This window comes from Siccirubricoccus soli, from assembly GCF_024178315.1.
GTDB lineage: Bacteria > Pseudomonadota > Alphaproteobacteria > Acetobacterales > Acetobacteraceae > Siccirubricoccus > Siccirubricoccus soli.
On record NZ_JAMZIK010000123.1, the window covers coordinates 14,524 to 32,632 of the forward strand.

14 protein-coding genes are annotated in these 18,109 nt (G+C 72.7%); 11 read left to right on the forward strand and 3 right to left on the reverse strand.

The window, feature by feature from the left end; translation table 11 throughout:
- Window positions 1–24: 24 nt before the first annotated feature.
- Complete coding sequence (locus NJ376_RS19175; RefSeq protein WP_252954896.1) at window positions 25–1,014, reverse strand: Bug family tripartite tricarboxylate transporter substrate binding protein; 990 nt, start codon at window positions 1,012–1,014, stop codon at window positions 25–27.
- 149 nt (window positions 1,015–1,163) lie between these two features.
- Between NJ376_RS19175 and NJ376_RS19180 the strand changes: the two genes are divergently transcribed.
- The 7 genes from NJ376_RS19180 (at window position 1,164) to NJ376_RS19210 (ending at window position 9,329) form a co-directional block, all read left to right on the forward strand.
- Window positions 1,164–2,249 (forward strand): trypsin-like peptidase domain-containing protein, encoded by a 1,086-nt coding sequence (locus NJ376_RS19180; protein ID WP_252954897.1) that lies wholly within the window; start codon window positions 1,164–1,166, stop codon window positions 2,247–2,249.
- A gap of 155 nt (window positions 2,250–2,404) precedes the next feature.
- Window positions 2,405–3,085, forward strand: a complete 681-nt coding sequence (locus NJ376_RS19185) for a winged helix-turn-helix domain-containing protein (protein ID WP_252954898.1) — start codon at window positions 2,405–2,407, stop codon at window positions 3,083–3,085.
- A gap of 121 nt (window positions 3,086–3,206) precedes the next feature.
- On the forward strand, window positions 3,207–4,655 hold the full coding sequence (locus NJ376_RS19190) for a sensor histidine kinase (protein WP_252954899.1): 1,449 nt from the start codon (window positions 3,207–3,209) through the stop codon (window positions 4,653–4,655).
- A gap of 93 nt (window positions 4,656–4,748) precedes the next feature.
- Complete coding sequence (locus NJ376_RS19195) at window positions 4,749–5,015, forward strand: hypothetical protein (protein ID WP_252954900.1); 267 nt, start codon at window positions 4,749–4,751, stop codon at window positions 5,013–5,015.
- Window positions 5,016–5,305: 290 nt separating this feature from the next.
- Window positions 5,306–6,091 (forward strand): class II aldolase/adducin family protein, encoded by a 786-nt coding sequence (locus NJ376_RS19200; protein ID WP_252954901.1) that lies wholly within the window; start codon window positions 5,306–5,308, stop codon window positions 6,089–6,091.
- Window positions 6,092–6,253: 162 nt separating this feature from the next.
- Window positions 6,254–7,267, forward strand: coding sequence for a D-2-hydroxyacid dehydrogenase (locus NJ376_RS19205; protein ID WP_252954902.1), 1,014 nt, complete (start codon window positions 6,254–6,256; stop codon window positions 7,265–7,267).
- Between the two features lie 127 nt (window positions 7,268–7,394).
- Window positions 7,395–9,329 carry a hybrid sensor histidine kinase/response regulator gene (locus NJ376_RS19210; RefSeq protein WP_305879999.1) on the forward strand — a complete coding sequence of 645 codons (1,935 nt, stop codon included), beginning with the start codon at window positions 7,395–7,397 and terminating at the stop codon, window positions 9,327–9,329.
- A 340-nt stretch (window positions 9,330–9,669) separates the two neighbouring features.
- Here NJ376_RS19210 and NJ376_RS19220 read toward each other — a convergent pair whose 3' ends face one another.
- Together NJ376_RS19220 and NJ376_RS19225 are read right to left on the reverse strand one after the other, a co-directional pair.
- Window positions 9,670–11,706 carry a DUF4139 domain-containing protein gene (locus tag NJ376_RS19220; RefSeq protein WP_252954903.1) on the reverse strand — a complete coding sequence of 679 codons (2,037 nt, stop codon included), beginning with the start codon at window positions 11,704–11,706 and terminating at the stop codon, window positions 9,670–9,672.
- Window positions 11,707–12,031: 325 nt separating this feature from the next.
- Window positions 12,032–12,265, reverse strand: coding sequence for a hypothetical protein (locus NJ376_RS19225; protein WP_252954904.1), 234 nt, complete (start codon window positions 12,263–12,265; stop codon window positions 12,032–12,034).
- Between the two features lie 239 nt (window positions 12,266–12,504).
- Here NJ376_RS19225 and NJ376_RS19230 point away from each other — a divergent pair, with 239 nt between their 5' ends.
- From NJ376_RS19230 to NJ376_RS19245, 4 genes are all read left to right on the forward strand, one after another.
- Window positions 12,505–12,942 carry a CBS domain-containing protein gene (locus NJ376_RS19230; RefSeq protein ID WP_252954905.1) on the forward strand — a complete coding sequence of 146 codons (438 nt, stop codon included), beginning with the start codon at window positions 12,505–12,507 and terminating at the stop codon, window positions 12,940–12,942.
- Between the two features lie 573 nt (window positions 12,943–13,515).
- A complete protein-coding gene (locus tag NJ376_RS19235) occupies window positions 13,516–15,897 on the forward strand; it encodes a PAS domain S-box protein (RefSeq protein ID WP_252954906.1) in 2,382 nt (793 codons plus the stop codon).
- A gap of 77 nt (window positions 15,898–15,974) precedes the next feature.
- Window positions 15,975–16,967: a TRAP transporter substrate-binding protein gene (locus NJ376_RS19240; RefSeq protein WP_252954907.1), complete on the forward strand. Its 993-nt coding sequence runs from the start codon at window positions 15,975–15,977 to the stop codon at window positions 16,965–16,967.
- A 169-nt stretch (window positions 16,968–17,136) separates the two neighbouring features.
- Complete coding sequence (locus NJ376_RS19245) at window positions 17,137–18,108, forward strand: TRAP transporter substrate-binding protein (protein ID WP_252954908.1); 972 nt, start codon at window positions 17,137–17,139, stop codon at window positions 18,106–18,108.
- Window position 18,109 lies beyond the last annotated feature (1 nt).

Genomic DNA, 18,109 nt, shown 5'->3' on the forward strand with positions numbered 1-18,109 from the left:
CGAGGCCGCCACCCCGGCCCCGCCTCAATCCAGCGTGATCCCGAGGCTCTGGATCAGCGGCACCCAGACCGTCTTCTCCCGCCACAGCCTTGCGGCGAACTCCGCCTCGCCGCCGGGTAGCGGGTCCAGGCCCTGCTCGCGCATCGCCGCGGCCACCCCCCGGTCCTGCAGCACCGCCACCAGCTCCTGCCGCAGCCGCAGCACCGGGGCATCCGGCGTGGCGCGGGGCAGGATCAGCGCCTGCCAGGCATAGGCCTCGAACCCTGCCAGCCCCAGCGCTTCCGCCACCGTCGGCACCCCCGGCAGCTGCGGCAGCCGCGTCTCGGAGCAGACCGCCAGGGGACGGAAGCGGCCGGCGGAGAGATGCTCCCGCCCGGCGAAGAGGTCGACCACCGCCACCTCGATCGTGCCGGCCAGCATGTCGGTCATCATCGGCGCCAGGCCGCGGTAATGCACCGGCGTCAGCTTCGCCCCGGTCTCCCGCGCCAGCCGCTCCATCGCCAGGTGGTGCGGCAGGCCGGCGCCGGGGGAGCCATACTGCATCGGCTCCGCCGCCCCCTTGGCCTGCGCCACCAGCGCCGCCGCCGAGCCGATGGCGGAGCCAGCCCGCGCCGCCAGCACCAGATGGAAGCGGGCGGTGGTGCCGACGACGCGGAAATCCTTCTCCGGATCATAGGCGAGCCGGCGGTAGAGCACTGAGTTGTAGACGAGCGTGCCGTTGTCGGCGCTGCCGAAGGTCAGCCCGTCCGGCGCCGCCTTGGCCACGGCCTCCGCGCCGATGCCGGTGCCGGCGCCCGGCCGGTTGTCGATGACGATGGGCTGCCCGAGCCGGGGCGAGAGGCCCTGGGCCAGCAGCCGGGCGATCAGGTCGAAGCCGCCGCCGGGCGGGGCGGGAACGATCCAGCGCAGCGGCCGTTCCGGCGCCCAGCCTGGCTGGGCCCGGGCGCCCCGGGCCAGGCCGAGCCCCGACAGGCCGAGCCCCGCCTGCACCAGCCTGCGCCGATCCATCCGCATGGCGTCCCTCCATTTCCCAGCGCACAAGGCTAACGCCGCCGTGGCGGAGGTTGAAGGAGCGCATCCATCCGCCCACACTCTGAAGCCATTCCCTGCGGAGTCGCGGCCCCCCCGCCGCGGCTGCCCTCCTGTCAGGACCCTTGCATCGCATGTCCGCCCTGCCGTCCCGTCGCCTGTTCGGCCAGGCAGCCCTGGCCTTGCTGCTGGCCGGCTGCAGCGCCGCCACCACCCCCTACCCGGCCTCCGCCCAGCGTGGCCTGCTGCCGGATTTCGCCGACCTGGCGGAGCGGGTGCTGCCGGCCGTGGTCAACATTGCAGTGACCGCCGAGCAACGCTCGGTGGAGCTGCCGCCGGAGCTGCGCGGCACGCCCTTCGAGCGCTATTTCCGCGACCGCCAGCGCGGCCGGCGGCAGGAGGTGACGGGGGCGGGCTCCGGCTTCGTCATCGACCCCACGGGCTACATCGTCACCAACAACCATGTGGTGGGGAATGCCAGCCGCGTCGTCGTCTCGCTGCAGGACGGCACGGAGCTGCCGGCCCGGGTGATCGGGACGGATGAGCTGACCGACCTCGCCCTGCTGAAGGTGGAGCCGCGCGGATCCATGACGGCGGTGCCCTGGGGCGTCTCCGCCCAGGCGCGCGTCGGCTCCTGGGTGCTGGCCGCCGGCAACCCCTTCGGCCTCGGCGGCAGCGTCACCTCCGGCATCATCTCGGCGCGGGGGCGGGAGATCGGGGCCGGGCCCTTCGACGACTTCATCCAGACCGACGCCGCCATCAACCCCGGCAATTCCGGCGGCCCGCTGTTCAACGCGGTGGGGGAGGTGATCGGCATCAACACGGCCATCTACTCGCCCTCCGGCGCCTCCGCCGGCATCGGCTTCGCCACCCCCTCCGACCTCGCCCGGCCGGTGATCGAGCAATTGCGGCGCGAGGGACGGGTGGAGCGCGGCTGGCTCGGCGTCGCGGTGCAGGATCTGGTCTCCGAGGATCAGCGCCAGGGGCGGCGCGGCGTGCTGGTGGCGGGCATCGAGCGCAACAGCCCGGCCGGCCGGGCCGGGCTGCGGCAGGGCGATATCGTCATTGCGATCAATGGCGACCGGGTGGACACCTCCCGCGCCCTGGTGCGGACCGTGGCGGCGGTGCCGCCGGGCCAGACGGTGCGGCTCACCGTGGTGCGGGACGGACGGGAGCGGGAAGTTCCTGTACAGGTGGGGCGGCGGCCGGGGCAGGGTTAGGCCCGGGGGCCGGGCTCCCCGCGGCGCCGGGCGTGGGGGGACCGTTTGCAGGTGGGAGGCCCCTCAGACGGTTTCCCGGCCGCGCCGGCGGCAAGGGTTGGTGTGGCGGCTTGCTGCCGGCGCGGCAGAAGCACGAGCTTCGGCGGAGAAGGAAGATGCGCATTCTGTTGGTCGAGGACGATGCCGAGGTCGCCCGCTTCGTGAAGAAGGGCCTGCAGGAAGCCGGCCATACGGTGGAACACGCGCCGAATGGCCGGGACGGGCTCTTCCTCGCCGCCTCCGAGCAATTCGACATGCTGGTGCTGGACCGCATGCTGCCCGGCGGCGTGGACGGCGTGCGGCTGGTGGAAACCCTGCGCAGCCAGGGCAACCGCACCCCGGTGCTGTTCCTCTCCGCCCTCTCCGCGGTGGATGAGCGGGTGAAGGGGCTGAAGGCCGGCGGCGACGACTACCTGACCAAGCCCTTCGCCTTCGCCGAGCTGCTGGCGCGGGTGGAGGCGCTGGCCCGCCGCCCTTCCGTGGACGCGCCGGCCACAAGGCTGCGCGTCGCCGACCTGGAACTCGACCTGCTCTCCCGCACCGTCACCCGGGCGGGCAAGCGCATCGACGTGCAGCCGCGGGAATTCCGCCTGCTGGAGCACCTGATGCGCCACGCCGGCCAGGTGGTGACGCGCACCATGCTGCTGGAGAAGGTCTGGGACTATCACTTCGACCCGCAGACCAACGTCATCGACGTGCATGTCAGCCGGCTGCGGCAGAAGCTGGACAAGGGCTTCGACAAGCCGCTGATCCATACGGTGCGCAACGCCGGCTACATGATCCGGGCGGAGCCGTGACGGCCGCCCCGCCTGTCAGGCCGGTTTCACCAACGCCCCGCGCCGCCCGGCACGCAGGGTTGGTGTGGCGGCTGCGTGCCGGGCGGCAAACAGCTTGGCTGCGTGCCGGGCGGCAAGCCAAGTGAACGCGCTGCGGCCGCGCAGCGCCATGCCGCGGCGCACGGCGGAGCAGGCCCCGCTGCCCGGCGCCCCGCTCGGCCCGCCGCGGCTGCTGAAATCCGCCGGCTTCCGCTTCGCCGTGCTCTTCGCCGCCATGTTCGCCTGCGCCGCCGTGGCGCTGGTCGCGGTGCTGTGGTGGGCGACGGCCGGCGCGCTGGACCGGCAGACCGACGCCGCCGTCCGCGCCGATGCCGTGGCCCTGACCGAGCGCTGGCGCGAAGCCGGCGTCACCGGACTCGCCGAGGCCATCGAGGAACGCCTCGCCGTCGATGTCGAGAACGAGTCGATCTACCTGCTGATGGAGGCGGAGGGAAACCGCCGCCTCGCCGGCAACCTGGACCGCTGGCCGCCCAACATGGCGCCGGAAGTGGCGTGGTTCCGCACCCGCGTGCTGCATGACGGGCTGGCGGCGGAAGCCCGGCTGCACCGGGTGGACCTGCCCGGGCTGCGCCTGCTGGTCGGGCGGGACGAGTCCGAGCGCAGCCAGCTCCGCCGCCTGCTGACGGAGGGCGTGGTCTGGGCCTCCTCCGCCGTCGCCATCTTCGCGCTGATCGGCGCCTGGCTGATCCGCGCGGCGCTGCAGGCGCGGATGCGCCCCACCTTCCTCACCACCGCGGCGATCGCCGGCGGCGACCTTTCCTCCCGCGTCGCCCTTTCGGGGCGGGAGGACGAATTCGACCGCCTGGCGCAGACGCTGAACATGATGTTGGACCGCATCGGCACCCTCATGGAAGGCGTGCGTGGCGTCTCCGACGCCATCGCGCACGACCTCCGCACCCCCATCGCCCGTGCCCGCGCCAAGCTGGAGGACGCGCTGGCCACGGCGCCGGATGCCGAGGCGCTGCGGGCGGCGGTGGAGCAGGGCATCGCCGATCTCGACAACATCAGCCGCATCTTCCAGGCCCTGCTGCGCATCGCGGAGGCCGAGGCCGGCGCCCGCCGCGCCGCCTTCGGCCCCTTCGACCTGGCGGCGGTGCTGGCCGATGCGGCGGAGATCTACGAGGCGATGGCGGAAGCCCGTGGCCAGCGCCTGACCGCCGAGCTGCCGCCGAGCCTCGACATCATCGGCGATCGCGACCTGCTGCTGCAGGCGGTGGCGAACCTGCTGGACAACGCCATCAAATTCACCCCGGCGGACGGTGTCATCACCCTCACCGCCCGCCGGCTCGGCCTGGCGATCGAGGTGGCGGTGGCGGACAATGGCCCCGGCATCGCGCCGGAGGACCGCCGCCATGCGGGGGAGCGCTTCTTCCGGGCCGACAAGGCGCGGGCGACGCCCGGCTCCGGCCTCGGCCTCTCTCTGGTGCAGGCGGTGGCGCATCTGCATGCGGGCGAGGTGCGGCTGGAGGATGCGATGCCCGGCCAGGTTCCGCCCGGCCTCCGGGTGGTGATGCGCCTGCCGGCGCCTTGAGGCGGATGACCATGCGATGATGGACGAGCGATGACGGAAACATCATCCCTGGCCCATCCCGGCAACAGGCAGCCCGCCCCATATTCCTGCCGGATGCGACATTCGCTCGCCCTGCTGATGCTTGCCCAGCTTCTGGCCCTGCCGGTGGCGGCGGAGCCGGGACCACGCCTGACGACCGATACGGTGGAATATTGCGGCAGCCTCGCGGCACGGCTGGCCAGCCTGCCGGCGGCGGAGCGGGAGCCGAGCCGGAGCCTGGCAGCCGAGGGCCGCCGCCTCTGCGATACCGGCCATGTCCGCACCGGCATCGCCAAGCTGCGCCGCGCGGTGCGGGCGGCGCAGGCGGCCCAGGCGCAGTAGCCGCCCGTCCCGCCCGGGGTTGAGGGGGGTAGCGGAGCGCCCTAAGCTTTCCGTCCCAGCAAGGAACGGGCCGTGGGCGAAGTGTCTGTTGCGACCGAAGGCGGGTGCGCCGCCAACGCCCGGAACCGGCCGGGCCGCCGCCCTGCCGCGGCAGGCGGTGCAAGGCCCGGGGAAGGCAGCGCAGGCCTTGCGACGCCGCGCCGCGGTTCCACGGGAAGGCCGAAGCTCCGGATGCCGCCGCCCGCCCTTGAGGGCCACTGACTCAGCCGCCAGAGGAAAGGAAACCGTCCATGCTCGACAGCACCGAATACCGCATCCCCTCCATGCGCCATAAGGTGAGCCCGGAGGAGTGGCAGGCCCGCGTCGATCTCGCCGCCGCCTATCGCCTGGTTGATCTCTACCACATGAGCGACCTGATCGCGAACCACATCTCCGTCCGCGTGCCGGGCGAGGACGCCTTCCTCATCAACGCCTACGGCATGCTGTACGAGGAGATCACCGCCTCCTCCCTGATGAAGATCGACTATGACGGCAACATCCTCCTGGCGCCGGACTTCCCCGGCGAGAAATACGGGGTGAACCGCGCCGGCTTCGTCATCCATTCGGCGATCCACAAGGCGCGGCACGACCTGGCCTGCGTCGCCCACACCCATACCTGGGCCGGCATGGCGGTCTCCACCCTGGAATGCGGGCTGCTGCCGAACACCCAGACCAGCATGCGCTTCGCCAAGATCAGCTACCACGACTTCAACGGCGTGGTGCTCGACCTGTCCGAGCAGGAACGGCTGGTGCACGACCTCGGCGACAACAACGCCATGATCCTGCGCAACCATGGCCTGCTGACGGTCGGCAAGACGATCCCCGAAGCCTTCAACGCGCTGCACCGGCTGGAACTGTCCTGCAAGACGCAGATTGCCGCGATGTCCTGCAACAGCCCGATGATCAAGGTGGCGCCCGAGATCGTCGAGAAGACCTACATGAACTACCAGCCGCATGTCCGCCGCCCCTTCGGCGTGCTCGACTGGCCGGCGCTGCTGCGCAAGCTGGACCGGATCGACCCGAGCTACCGGGACTGATTTTTCCCCACGAAACTGCTGCGCAGTTCCGTGGGGGCCCCGGTTGTCGCTGCAGGGCCGGGGATGCGTCACAGCCTGGCGCGGCGAAGCCGCGCCAGGACACCGGGCGATCCGCTTGAAGTCGCGGGGCCGGTGGCCCGGCAGTTGGAGGTAGGGCTGCGGATGCGGGTGCTTCTTTCGGATGTCGCGGCCGAACGGCATGGCGCGCGCATCCTGGCCGCGGTGCCGGCGGCGGAGCTGGTGCCCGTGGCGCCGGAGGGGCCGCTGCCCGACACCACCGGCATCGAGATCGCCTTCATCACCCGCGATCTCTTTCAGGGCGGCACCCGCCACCGCCTGAATGCGCGGTTTCTCCGGTTCATCGAGCTGCTGCAGGCCACGCCCAGCCTGCGCTGGGTGCAGACCTTCTCCGCCGGCACCGACATGGCCGTGTACCAGGAGATGCTGGCGCGCGGCCTGACGCTGACCAACGCCGCCGGCGCCAGCGCCCCGGCCGTGGCGCAGACCGCCGTCACCGGGTTGATGGCACTGGCCCGCGGCTTCCCCCGCGCCGCCGCGGCGCAACGCCGGCACGCCTGGGAACCGCTCTACAGCGACCCCGAGCCGCGCGACGTGCAAGGCCAGCACGCCCTCATCCTCGGCACCGGCCCGATCGGGCAGGAGATCGGCCGGCTCTGCCGCGCCTTCGGCCTCCGCACCACCGGGCTTAGGCGGGATGCCGCGGCGGGGCCGCCGCCGGGCTTCGACGCGGTGGCGGGCTTCGCCGAGCTGCCGGCGCTGCTGCCGCGGACCGATTGGCTGATCCTCGCCTGCCCGCTGACCGAGACGACGCGCAACATCGTCGATGCGCGCGCCCTGGCCCTGTTGCCGCCCGGGCGGCACCTGGTGAACGTCGCCCGCGGCGGGGTGGTGGAGGAGGCGGCGCTGCTCGCCGCGCTCGAGAGCGGGCATCTGGCCGGCGCCTTCCTCGATGTCTTTGCCATGGAGCCCTTGCCGCCGGAGAGTCCCTTCTGGGATATTCCGAATGTCATCGTCTCCCCCCACAGCGCCGCTGCCAGCGACGGGCTGCCGGCACGGGTGGCGGAGATCTTCTGCGACAACCTGTCCCGCTGGGCACGCGGCCAAGCCCTGCGCAATTCGGCGAGATGGCCAGGGGCGGCTTTTCCTGGCTTGTGATATTCTAGCACTTAATGGGGCGGGCAGCCTGGTCACTGGCGGCTGCCAGGCCTGCGCCTTACCCCGACCCGGGACCGATGCCGATATGCTGGCCGGCAGTGGTCTCCATGGAAAGAATGCCGCTGAAATGCACGATTCTCCCACCCCCGACCAGCAGATCTACCGGCTGCTCGTCGAAGCGGTTGTGGATTACGCCATCTACCTGCTGGATCCGGAAGGGCGCGTCAGCACCTGGAATGCCGGTGCGGAACGCATCAAGGGCTATGGCGCGGAGGAGGTTCTCGGCCGCTCCTACGCCATGTTCTTCCCGCCGGAGGACCGGGAGCGCGGCCTGCCGCAACACGCGCTGAAGCAGGCCAGGCGGGACGGGCGCTATGAGAGCGAGGGCTGGCGCCTGCGCAAGGACGGCACCCGTTTCTGGGCCTTCGCGGTCGTCGATGCCATCCGGGACCGTGAGGGCAGGCTGATCGGCTTCGCCAAGATCACCCGGGACATGACGGAGCAGCGCGCGGCGCAGCAGGCGCTGCTGGAAAGCGAGCGCAGCCTCCGCCTGCTGGTCCAGGGCGTCACGGACTACGCCATCTTCATGCTCAAGCCGGACGGGACCATCGCCAACTGGAATGCCGGCGCTCGTCGCATCAAGGGCTATGAGGCGGCGGAGGTCATCGGCACCCATTTCTCCCGCTTCTATACGGAGGAGGACCGGCAGGCCGGCATCCCCGCCCGCGCCCTCGCCCAGGCGAAGGCGACCGGCCGGTTCACGGCCGAGGGCTGGCGCCTGCGCAAGGACGGCACCCGCTTCTGGGCCAGCGTGCTGATCGAGCCGATCCGCGACGATGACGGCACGCTTGTCGGCTTTGCCAAGGTCACCCGCGACCTGACCGAGCGGCGCGAGAGCCAGCTGGCGCTGGAGGAGGCGCGCGCCCAGCTCGCCCAGTCGCAGAAGCTGGAAGCGCTGGGCCAGCTCACCGGCGGCGTGGCCCATGATTTCAACAACATCCTGCAGGTCATCAGCTCCGGCCTCGGCCTTGCCGAACGCCTGCCGCCGGGCGACCCCCGGCTGCCGGAGATCCATGCGGAGATGCGCAACGCCGCCGCGCGCGGCGCCAACCTCACCGCCCAGCTCCTCGCCTTCGCACGCCGCGCCCCGCTGCGGGTGGATGTGGTGGATCCGGCCGCGTCGGTGCAGCAGGCGGTGGCGCTGTTCAGCCGCTCCCTGCCGCCGAACGTCAAGCTGGAGGTGGAGCTGGCGCCCGATCTCTGGCCGGTGCGCATCGATGCGGCGCAGTTTGAGGTGGCGCTGCTGAACCTCGCGGTGAATGCGCGAGACGCCATGCCGCAGGGCGGGCAACTGCATATCCGTGCCGCCAACCGCCTGCTGCGGGGCGAGCCGCAGGGGCTGAAGGGCCGCTTCGTCGCCGTCAGCCTGCGCGATACCGGTACGGGCATTCCGGAGGAAGTGCTGACCCGGATCTTCGAGCCCTTCTTCACCACCAAGCCGGTCGGCAAGGGCACCGGGCTGGGGCTGAGCCAGGTGCACGGCTTCGTCAGCCAGATGGGTGGCCGAGTGACGGTGGACAGCAAGGTGGGCGAGGGGACGGAGATCACGCTGCTGCTGCCCGGCCTGACCGAGGATGCGATGGCGCCAGCGGCCGGGAGCGAACTCCTGGAAGGCCCGGTGGCGCCGCAGCCCGGGCTGCGCATCCTGCTGGTGGATGACGACCCGGCGGTGGGCCGGCTGACGGTGGACATGCTGGAGGGCGACACGCACAGCGTGGTGCTTTGCGCCGACGCGCCCGCCGCGCTGCGCCACCTGGAACGGGAGAGCTTCGACCTCGTCATCTCCGATGTGGTGATGCCGGGGGGGATGAGCGGGCTGGAGCTTGCCCGCACGGTACGGCAGCGCTGGCCGGGGCTGCCGGTGCTGCTGGCCACCGGCTACCTGGCAACGTTGGACGTGCCGAACGGCGAATTCTCCGTGCTGCAGAAGCCCTTTACCGCCATCGAACTGGCCGGCGCGATCGACCTGGCGCTGCGCGAGCCGCACCCCCAGCCGGCCTGAGCGCGCGCACCGGTGCCTCATCCCGGCGGCCCTGGCCGCCGCCGGGGGGCGCGATGCCGGGCCTTGGAGCAAGATCCAGAGCAGCTGATCTCCGGCCTGATGGATCACGCCGTGATTCATCAGGCCGGAGGCTGCGCTAGAGCATGCTGCGTTCGCTTGCGCTCACGCAGCATGCTCTGGGCCGTTTTGCGAGCATCTTCACGCGTCCAGATGATTCCATCTGAACGCGATCTGCTCTAGAGCGGCTTCGCGCTGACCGTTCCAGCGCGAAACCGCTCTGACCTTTTGTTTTCCCGCATTTTCCGAGTCGCCGGGCGATTCCGCCTGGCTTGAAAATGCTCTAGCCGGTGCGGGCCACCACCGCCTGCACCGCCTGCTGCCAGGCCTCCCAGGCCGCGTCCGCGGCGCTGCCGGCGCGCTCGGCCGCCAGGCTCGCCTGGTTCAGCCGCCGCCGCGCCTCCTCCCGCTCCGCCCCGGTGCGGTCCTCCACCGCGGCGCGGGCGCGGGTCAGCACCGCCTCGGCCGCCAGGTACTGCCGGATGGCGCCGCGCGCCGTCTCCAGCCGCCGCCGCGCCTCGGCCAGCCCGGCCGCCACCGCCTCCAGCTCCACTCGCCCGGCGGCATCGGCGCGCAGCCGCTCCAGCACCGTGCGCAGCGTCTCCAGCATGCCGGGGCCGCCCGGCAGGCGGCGCTGCTCGCGCTCCACATCCACCTCCCGCCAGCGCAGCAGGATCGGGTCGCTGAGGCCGGCATCCCAGAGCGGCACCTCCTGCCGCCCCTCGCGCTCGAAGGCGAAGCGCAGCGTGGTGGCGCTGCCGTCCAGCACCGCCTCGTGCCGCAGGCCGAAATCGCCCTCCGCCGCCACCGGGAAGCGCGGCGTGGCGCCGGGGCGGCGGGGCAGGTCCACCACCAGCTTGCCGCGCGCCCCGCGCGGGTCGATGGCCAGCGCCACCTCCTCCCGCCGCAGCGTGCCGATGACGACCACGCCGCGGCGGAACTCGATCCTCACCGGCCGCTCGCCGCTCGCCGTCGCGCTGTTGAGCAGCACGTCGCGGTCGCGGGCGAAGGCGAGCAGCCGGGTCTCGCCGGGCGCCACGGCGCGGATCTCGGCATCGCCCAGATAGGCGCCGGACTCTGGCCCGGCCGCGCCATAGACGGCGGCCAGCCCATCCGGCAGCACGCTGCTGCCAGTGTTGCGCAGCCGCACCGCGTTCAGCGGGTTGCGGGCGTTGACATCCTGCACCCACCACAACCGCTCGGCCGGTAGGGTGGTGTCCAGGAAGGGCAGGTTGGCGGTCTCCCCGGCCCGCAGCGCCACCGGCGCCGGCAGGGTGAAGGCCACCCGCCCGGCCGAGGCGGCGGCCGTGGCGGCCGGCAGGGCGGCGACGCCGTCGGAGAAATTCGCCACCGGCGGCGGGGCTGGAGCCGGTGCGGCGGCGACCGGGGCGGGTGCCGCGCGCATCGCCCGGGCCGGCGCGCTGCCCGCCCGCTCCGCCTGGGCCTGGGCTTCCGCCACCGGCCGGGCGCCGGTATCGGCGGTGACCGTCACCTGTTCCGCCACCCGCACCGGCAGCTCCGGCCGCGTCACCCGGATGGGGGCGTAGAGCGCCTGGCGATAGGCGGCCGGGTTGCCGGAGACGAGCGCCAGCCGCACCCCGTCCCAATCGGCGCCGGAGCGGTTCTCCACCACCGCCCAGCCCTGCAGCCGCGCCTCACCGTCGCTGGTGGGCACCAGCAGCCGCCAGCTCGGCTTCCACAGCGGCGCGGCGGCGACATAGGCGAAGCCCACCTCCCGCGCCGCGCCGGCGCCGCGCAGCCGGATCTCGATCTGCCGCTCATCCGCCGTCCGGCTGGCGGCCATCGCCTCCGCCGCGCGGGCGAGACGGGCGGCCAGCGCGGCGTCGGTCAGCCGCACCTCCTCGCCCTCCCGCAGCAGCAGCAGGCGCAGCCCCTGGGGGGTGAGGAGGGAGAGCCGCAGCCCGCCCTCCGCCTCCTCGGCATCGGCGATCCGGCCGGTGCTGCCGCCGGCTTCCACTGCCTGGCCGCGCAGCGCCCGCAGCACCGCGACGCGGCTGGCGAAATCCTCGGAGCGGAGGGGCAGGCCCCGGAAGGCCTCGGCCTCCAAATCCTGGGCCGGCAGGCGCAGCCCTTCCACCACCCCGCCCGGGTCGCGCAGCACCAGGGATTTCAGGATGTCGTCCACATCCTCGGCCGGGGCGCGGAAGGTGACGCTCGCATCGGGTGCCAGGCTGCCGGCGCGCTCGATCTGGATCAGCCCGGCATTGGAGAGGGTGACGGCGCGGACGGGCAGCTCCTCCGCCCCCGCTGCCAGGGCGGCGGGAAGGGCGAGGCAGGCGAGCAGCAGGGCACGGCGCATCGGAACCTCATGGCGGGGTGCGGCGACAGGGTAGCGGCAAATGGGGCAGCAGCACGGCACCGGCAGCCTGCCCCGCAAGGGTTCGGCGAGGCCTGGCCCGGGCCACGGCCAGGGCGGCGCCAAACCGGGCTGGTTGCGCCGACCGGCCTGCAGCTGAGGGCGGGGGCGGGATCCGCAAGGGCCGGCCACCGGCGGGGCAGGTTCAGGATGCGGCGGTCTCGACCCGCCGCCGCGTGGTGCCCTTCCAGGACGTGCCGGGTCTTGGGAACCAGTGGATGCGGGGCTCCCGCAGGGCCGCGCCGCGGCTTTGCGGGGGAGGGGCTACCTAGCCGCCCGCCTCCTCCAGCAGCCGGCGCAGCTCCTCCGGCGGGCGCGGCTCCGGCTCCCCGCGCACCCCATAGGCCGCCAGCCATTGGCTCAACGCCGCCTGTGCGGCGGGCCGCATGGCGCGGTCCTGCCAATCCGGCGGCAGGCCCTCCAGCCGGAAGGCGGCCCGCAGCCCAAGGCCGGTGACCTGACAACACTGCCCATCCGCTGAGGCGCGGAGATTGATGACCATCCAAGACTTTCTCCAGACGGGCGACAAGGGACCATGGATGCGTCCGGGAGTTGATTCATCCGAGCCATTTTCGCGGTCACGTTTATGGGAGCCGCGCGACCGCCCCGCATCCCGCCGCCGGGGGCGGCGCGTTGCGGTTCCTCTTGCCTTGACGAAGGCCGGGGGCGCAGCCTGCGGCCAGGCCGGGTCAAGCTGGCCGTCCGGCCAGCGACTCCATCCGGCCACGGGAGGAGAACGGCATGATCATCGGATCGATCCTGAAGGTAAAGGGCAGCACGGTCATCGCCGTACGCCCGGAGGACAGCATCCTCGCCGTCGCGCGCACTCTCGACGCGCACCGGATCGGCGCCGCGCTGGTGCAGGATGAGGCGGGCCGCATCCTCGGCATCATCAGCGAGCGCGACATCATCCGCGGCATGGCCGGGCATGGCCCCGGCACCACCGGCCTGCCCGTCTCCCAATTCATGACGCATGAGCTGGTGACGGTGCGGCCGGAGACGCTGGTGACCGAGGCCCTGGCCCTGATCACCCAGCACCGCGTCCGCCACCTGCCCGTGCTGGACGGCAGCGGCGCCCTGCTCGGCCTGGTCTCGATCGGCGACCTGGTGAAGGCGCGGATCGAGGCGGCGGAGCAGGAGGCGGAGGCGCTGAAGGACTACGTCGTCTCCGCCGGCTGAGCGCGCGGCCGGCGCCGGGCGCTGCGAGCCGGGCCGGCTGCGGCGCATGGCCGGGGCGCGCATGGCAGGCGCCGGGGGGACGCCGGACCCCGCCCCTAGCCCTTCCCTTCCCGACGCCGTGCTGCGGTGCCCGGGCGCCGCCGCCGGCCCTGCCGGCGGGGGCGCTCGCAACCCTGTTCGGGCAGAAGCACCCGAGGGATGGCCCCGTGGCAAAATCCCTGCCGATCCCCTTCCTCCGCCCCGCGCCGCCGCGGCTGAACCGGCTGGCCGCCGAGCTGGGAGCCATCGAGGCCTCTGGGCACTACAGCAATCTCGGCCCCATGGCCGGCCGGCTGGAAGCGGCGATGACGGAGCGGCTGTTTGGCGGCATCGGCGGTTGCCTCGCGGTGAACAACGCCCCCACCGGGCCGATGCCTCGCGCCGGTAGCGCTGCCACCGTCGCGCACAAGGAGTTGTGCCTGGCTTGCATTGACAGGGCCGGGCGCCGCATCGCTCTTCCTGGCATGTGCCGCGCCCTCCCGGACTTGCTTTCCCCCTGCCCAGGCGGGCCTTGCGCGCCGGTGGCCGGCCCACATGCCGCCGGCTGAGGGCCTGAGCGTCGCCACCGATTTCCTGACCGGTGGCGGCATGATGGGGGAGATGATGCGCCGCCACGACTGGGCGGCAACCCCGCTCGGCCCGCCCAGGGCCTGGCCGCAGGCGCTGCGCGTCGCCGTCAGCATGATGCTCGGCTCCCGCTTCCCGGCCTGCATCGCCTGGGGGCCACGGCTCGTCACCCTCTACAACGATGCCTTCCGCCCCATCCTCGGCGCCAAGCCGGAAGCGCTCGGCCAGCCCTTCAGCGCCGTGTGGCAGGAGGCGTGGGAGGCGATCGGGCCGATCGCCGCGCGCGCCCTGGCCGGGGAAGCCACCTTCATCGAGGATTTCCCCCTCACCATCGAGCGGAACGGCTATCCGGAGGAAGTCTTCTTGACCTTCTGCTACAGCCCGATTCGGGACGCCGCCGGGAAGGTTGGCGGCTTCCTCGACACGGTGATCGAGACCACCGGCAAGGTGCTCGCCGAGCGACGCCAGGCCTTCCTGCTGGAGTTGGAGGCCAGGCTGCGGGAGGTGGTGGAGCCGGAGGAGCTGGGGCGCGTCGCCGTCGAGGCGCTCGGCCGCCTGCTCGGCGTCAGCCGCGCCTGCTATGGTCAGGTGGACGCAGCGGAGGAAGAGCTGACCATCGCCCAGGAATGGCGCCGCGACGGCCGGGCCGTCGAGCCTGGCGAGGTCCGGCACCTCGTCGGGTTCGGCCCGGATGCGGTTGCCGAATTGCGGGCCGGGCGCAGCCTGGTGGTGATGGATTGCCGGACCGATCCGCGAACGGCGGGCGCGGCGGCGGAGACCGCCTGGGCCCGTCTCGGCACCCGGGCCATCATTGCCGTGCCCCTCATTCGTGGCGGGAAGCTCCGCGCCGTGCTCAGCCTGCAGGAGCCGGCGCCGCGGCGCTGGACCCCGACAGAGCTGCAGCTTGCGGAAGCCACGGCGGAGCGAAGCTGGGCGGCGCTGGAACGGGCGCGGGCGGAGGCGCAGCTGCGCGCCAGCGAGGCGCGCTTCCGGCTGTTGGCGGATGCCGTGCCGCAGGTGGTTTGGATCACCGACGCGACGGGAAGGGTCACCTTCGTCAATCGGTACTGGTTCGATTATACTGGCGCAGACTATCAGGCACTGACGCTGCCCGACGCGATCCGCTGCCATCTCCATCCGGAGGATGCGCCGCAAACCCTCGAATCCTTCAAGGCGGCACGGCAGCGTGGAGTCACCTTCCTTTCCGAGCACCGCATCCGCGCCCGTGACGGCAGCTATCGCTGGTTCCTGGCCCGCGCGGAGCCGCATCGCGACCCGCGCAGCGGCGAGGTCCTCGCCTGGTACGGCACCTCGGTGGACATCCACGACCGGACGCAGGCCGAGGCCGCGCTGCGGGAGCGGGAGGAGCGGCTGCGCCTCGTCGTCGAGAATGCGCGCGACTACGCCATCTTCACCACCGATGCCAGGGGCCGGATCGACACCTGGCTGGGCGGCGCGGCGCGGATCTTCGGCTGGAGCGCGGAGGAGGCGATCGGCCGGCACATCGCCCTGACCTTCACGCCGGAGGATCGCGAATGCGGCGCCCCCGAGCTCGAGCTCGAGACCGCACGGCGGGAGGGGACGGCGCCGGACATCCGCTGGCACCAGCGCAAGGACGGCTCGCAGGTCTATATCGAGGGATCGAACACCGCCCTGCGCGGCGCCGATGGCGGCGTGCGCGGCTTCCTCAAGATCGGCCAGGACGTGACGGAGCGCCGCGCGGCGGAGGAGCGGCAGCGGCTGCTGGCGCGGGAGGTGGACCATCGCGCCAAGAACGCCCTGGCCGTGGTGCAGACCATGCTGCGGCTGACGCGCGCCAAGGATGTGCCGAGCTTCGCCCGGGCGGTGGAAGGCCGCGTCGCTGCCCTGGCCCGGGCCCAGACCCTGCTGGCGGAGGAGCGGTGGAACGGCGCCTCCCTCCGCGCCATGCTGCGGGGCGAGCTGGCGCCCTTCCTCGCCGGCCAGCGCGCCGACCTGGACGGCCCGCCCCTGGTGCTGCCCCCCGGCAAGGCCCAGCCCCTGGCCATGGTGATCCATGAGCTGGCGACGAATGCGGTGAAGCATGGCGCGCTTTCGGTGCCGGCCGGGCATGTGGCGGTGACCTGGCAGGTGAAGGACGGGCCGGCCGGGCGGCTCCGCCTGCGCTGGACGGAAAGCGGCGGGCCGCCGCTGGCCGGGCCGCCGCAGCAGCGCGGCTTCGGCTCCCGCGTGCTGGAGAGGGTGGTGCGCGGCCAGCTCGGCGGCGAGGTCCAGCTCGACTGGGCGCCCACCGGCCTTGCCTGCGAGCTGGAGATCCCCTTCAGCCTGACCCGCGCGGAGGAGCCGGCAGCACTGGACGCGCTGGAGTAGTTCTCCGCGGTGCCCGGCCGGCCGCGGCACGGCATTTGCCCTCACTTCTGGTCCAGAACGATGACGGGGAGCTTCCCATGATCCGCACGTCCCGCCGTACCCTCCTGCTCGCGCCCGGGCTGGCGGCGCCCGCCCTGCTGGCCGCGCCCGGCGCCCACGCCCAGGCGAAGTGGCAGATGGCCACCCCCTACCCGGACGGCAATTTCCACACGCGCAACATCCGCGAATTCGTCGGCGAGCTGGAGCAGGCGACCGGCGGCCGCGTCAGCGTCACGGTGCACAGCAATGCGGCGCTGCTGCCCATGCCGCAGATCAAGCGCGGCGTGCAGACCGGCCAGGTGCAGCTCGGCGAGATCCTGCTGACCGCCTATTCCAACGAGGACCCCTTCTTCGACGCCGACGCGGTGCCCTTCCTGGTGCCGGACTTCAACGGCGCCCGGCGCATGGCGGAGCTGCAGCGTCCCTTCATCGAGCAGCGCTTCGCCCGCCAGGGCGTCTCGCTGCTCTACACCGTCGCCTGGCCCTCGGCGGGTTTCTATACCCAGGTGCCGATCACCAGCCTGGATGTCTTCAAGGGCAGCCGCTTCCGCACCTTCAGCCCGATGACCAACCGCTTCGCCGCGCTGATCCAGGCCAGCCCGGTGCTGGTGCAGCAGGCGGAGCTGGCGCAGGCCTTCGCCACCGGCATCTGCAACGCCATGGTCACCAGCGCCCAGACCGGCGTGGACACCAGCGCCTGGGACTACGCCAAGGTCTTCACCCCCAGCAGCTTCTCCATGACCAAGAACGCCGTCCTCGTCTCCCGCCGCGCGCTGGAGGGGCTGGCCGCGGCGGACCGGGAGGCGCTGCTGGCGGCGGCGAAGAAGGCGGAGGATCGCGGCTGGGGCTATGCGCGGGAGGCACAGGCCAGCTCCGAGCAGCGCCTGGCTGAGAAGGGGCTGACCATCGGCACCCTGTCGCCCGATGTCATGGCCGGGCTGCAGCAGATCAGCGCCACCATGGTGGAGGAGTGGATCCAGCGCGCCGGCGAGGATGGCCGCAAGCTGGTGAACGCGCTGAAGGCGGGCTGAGCCGCGGCGCCGGAGCGGGGCGGACCTGACCGGCAAAGCGGCACGCCTTGCCTCCGGCGCGGGCAGGGCGTGGCTGCCGGCGCGGCGCGGCGACCCGCCGCCCCTTGCGCCCCCCGGAAGCGGGGGCGCAATGTCCCGCCCGACCGAGAAGACCAGGGGGGCTTCCTGCATGATCCTCACCCGCCGCGGCCTGATGGCGGCCGGCACCGCCTGCGCCGCCATCGCCCCGGCCGCTGCCCAGTCCCGCTGGCAGGCGGCCTGCGCCTATCCCGACAACAATTTCCACACCCGCAACCTGAAGACCTTCCTGGAGGAGGTGGCGCAGGCCACCGGCGTCCAGACCCAGATCCACACCAACGGCTCCCTGCTGCCGATGCCGCAGATCAAGCGCGGGGTGCAGACCGGCCAGGTGCAGGTCGGGGAGATCCTGATCAGCGCCTATGGCAACGAGGACCCGTTCTTCGAGATCGACGGCATTCCCCAGCTCGCCACCACCTCGGGGCAGGCGCGCAAGCTCCGCGACCTTGCCCGCCCCTATGTCGAGGCGCGCTTCGCCCGGCAGGGGCTGACCGTGCTGTACGAGGTGCCCTGGCCGCCCTCCGGCTTCTACACCAACGCCCCGGTGCCGACGGTGGAGGCGCTGCGCGGCACCCGCATGCGCACCTTCAGCGTCATGACCAACCGCTTCGCCACGCTGCTCGGCGCCGCGCCGACCCTGGTGCAGGCGGCGGAGATCGCGCAGGCCTTCGCCGCCGGGATCATCAACGTCATGGTCACCAGCGCCCAGACCGGCGTCGATACCCAGGCCTGGGACTATGCCCGGGTCTTCACCCCGATCGGCCTCTCCCGCACCATCAACACCGTCTTCATGCAGCGCCGGGCGCTGGAGGCGCTGCCGCCGGTGCAGCAGCAGGCCATCCGCGCGGCGGCGGCGCGGGCCGAGGCGCGGGGCTGGGCGATGTCGGACGAGGCCGCGGCCGCGCTGCAGGCGCAGCTCGCCAGCCGCGGCATGACCGTGGCCGAGCCCTCGCCCGAGCTGCTCGCCGGCCTCGCCACGGTCGGCAACGCCATCGCCGAGGAATGGGTCGGCCGCGCCGGGCCGGATGGCCGTAAGGCGCTCGACGCCTACAGGGCCGGCTGAG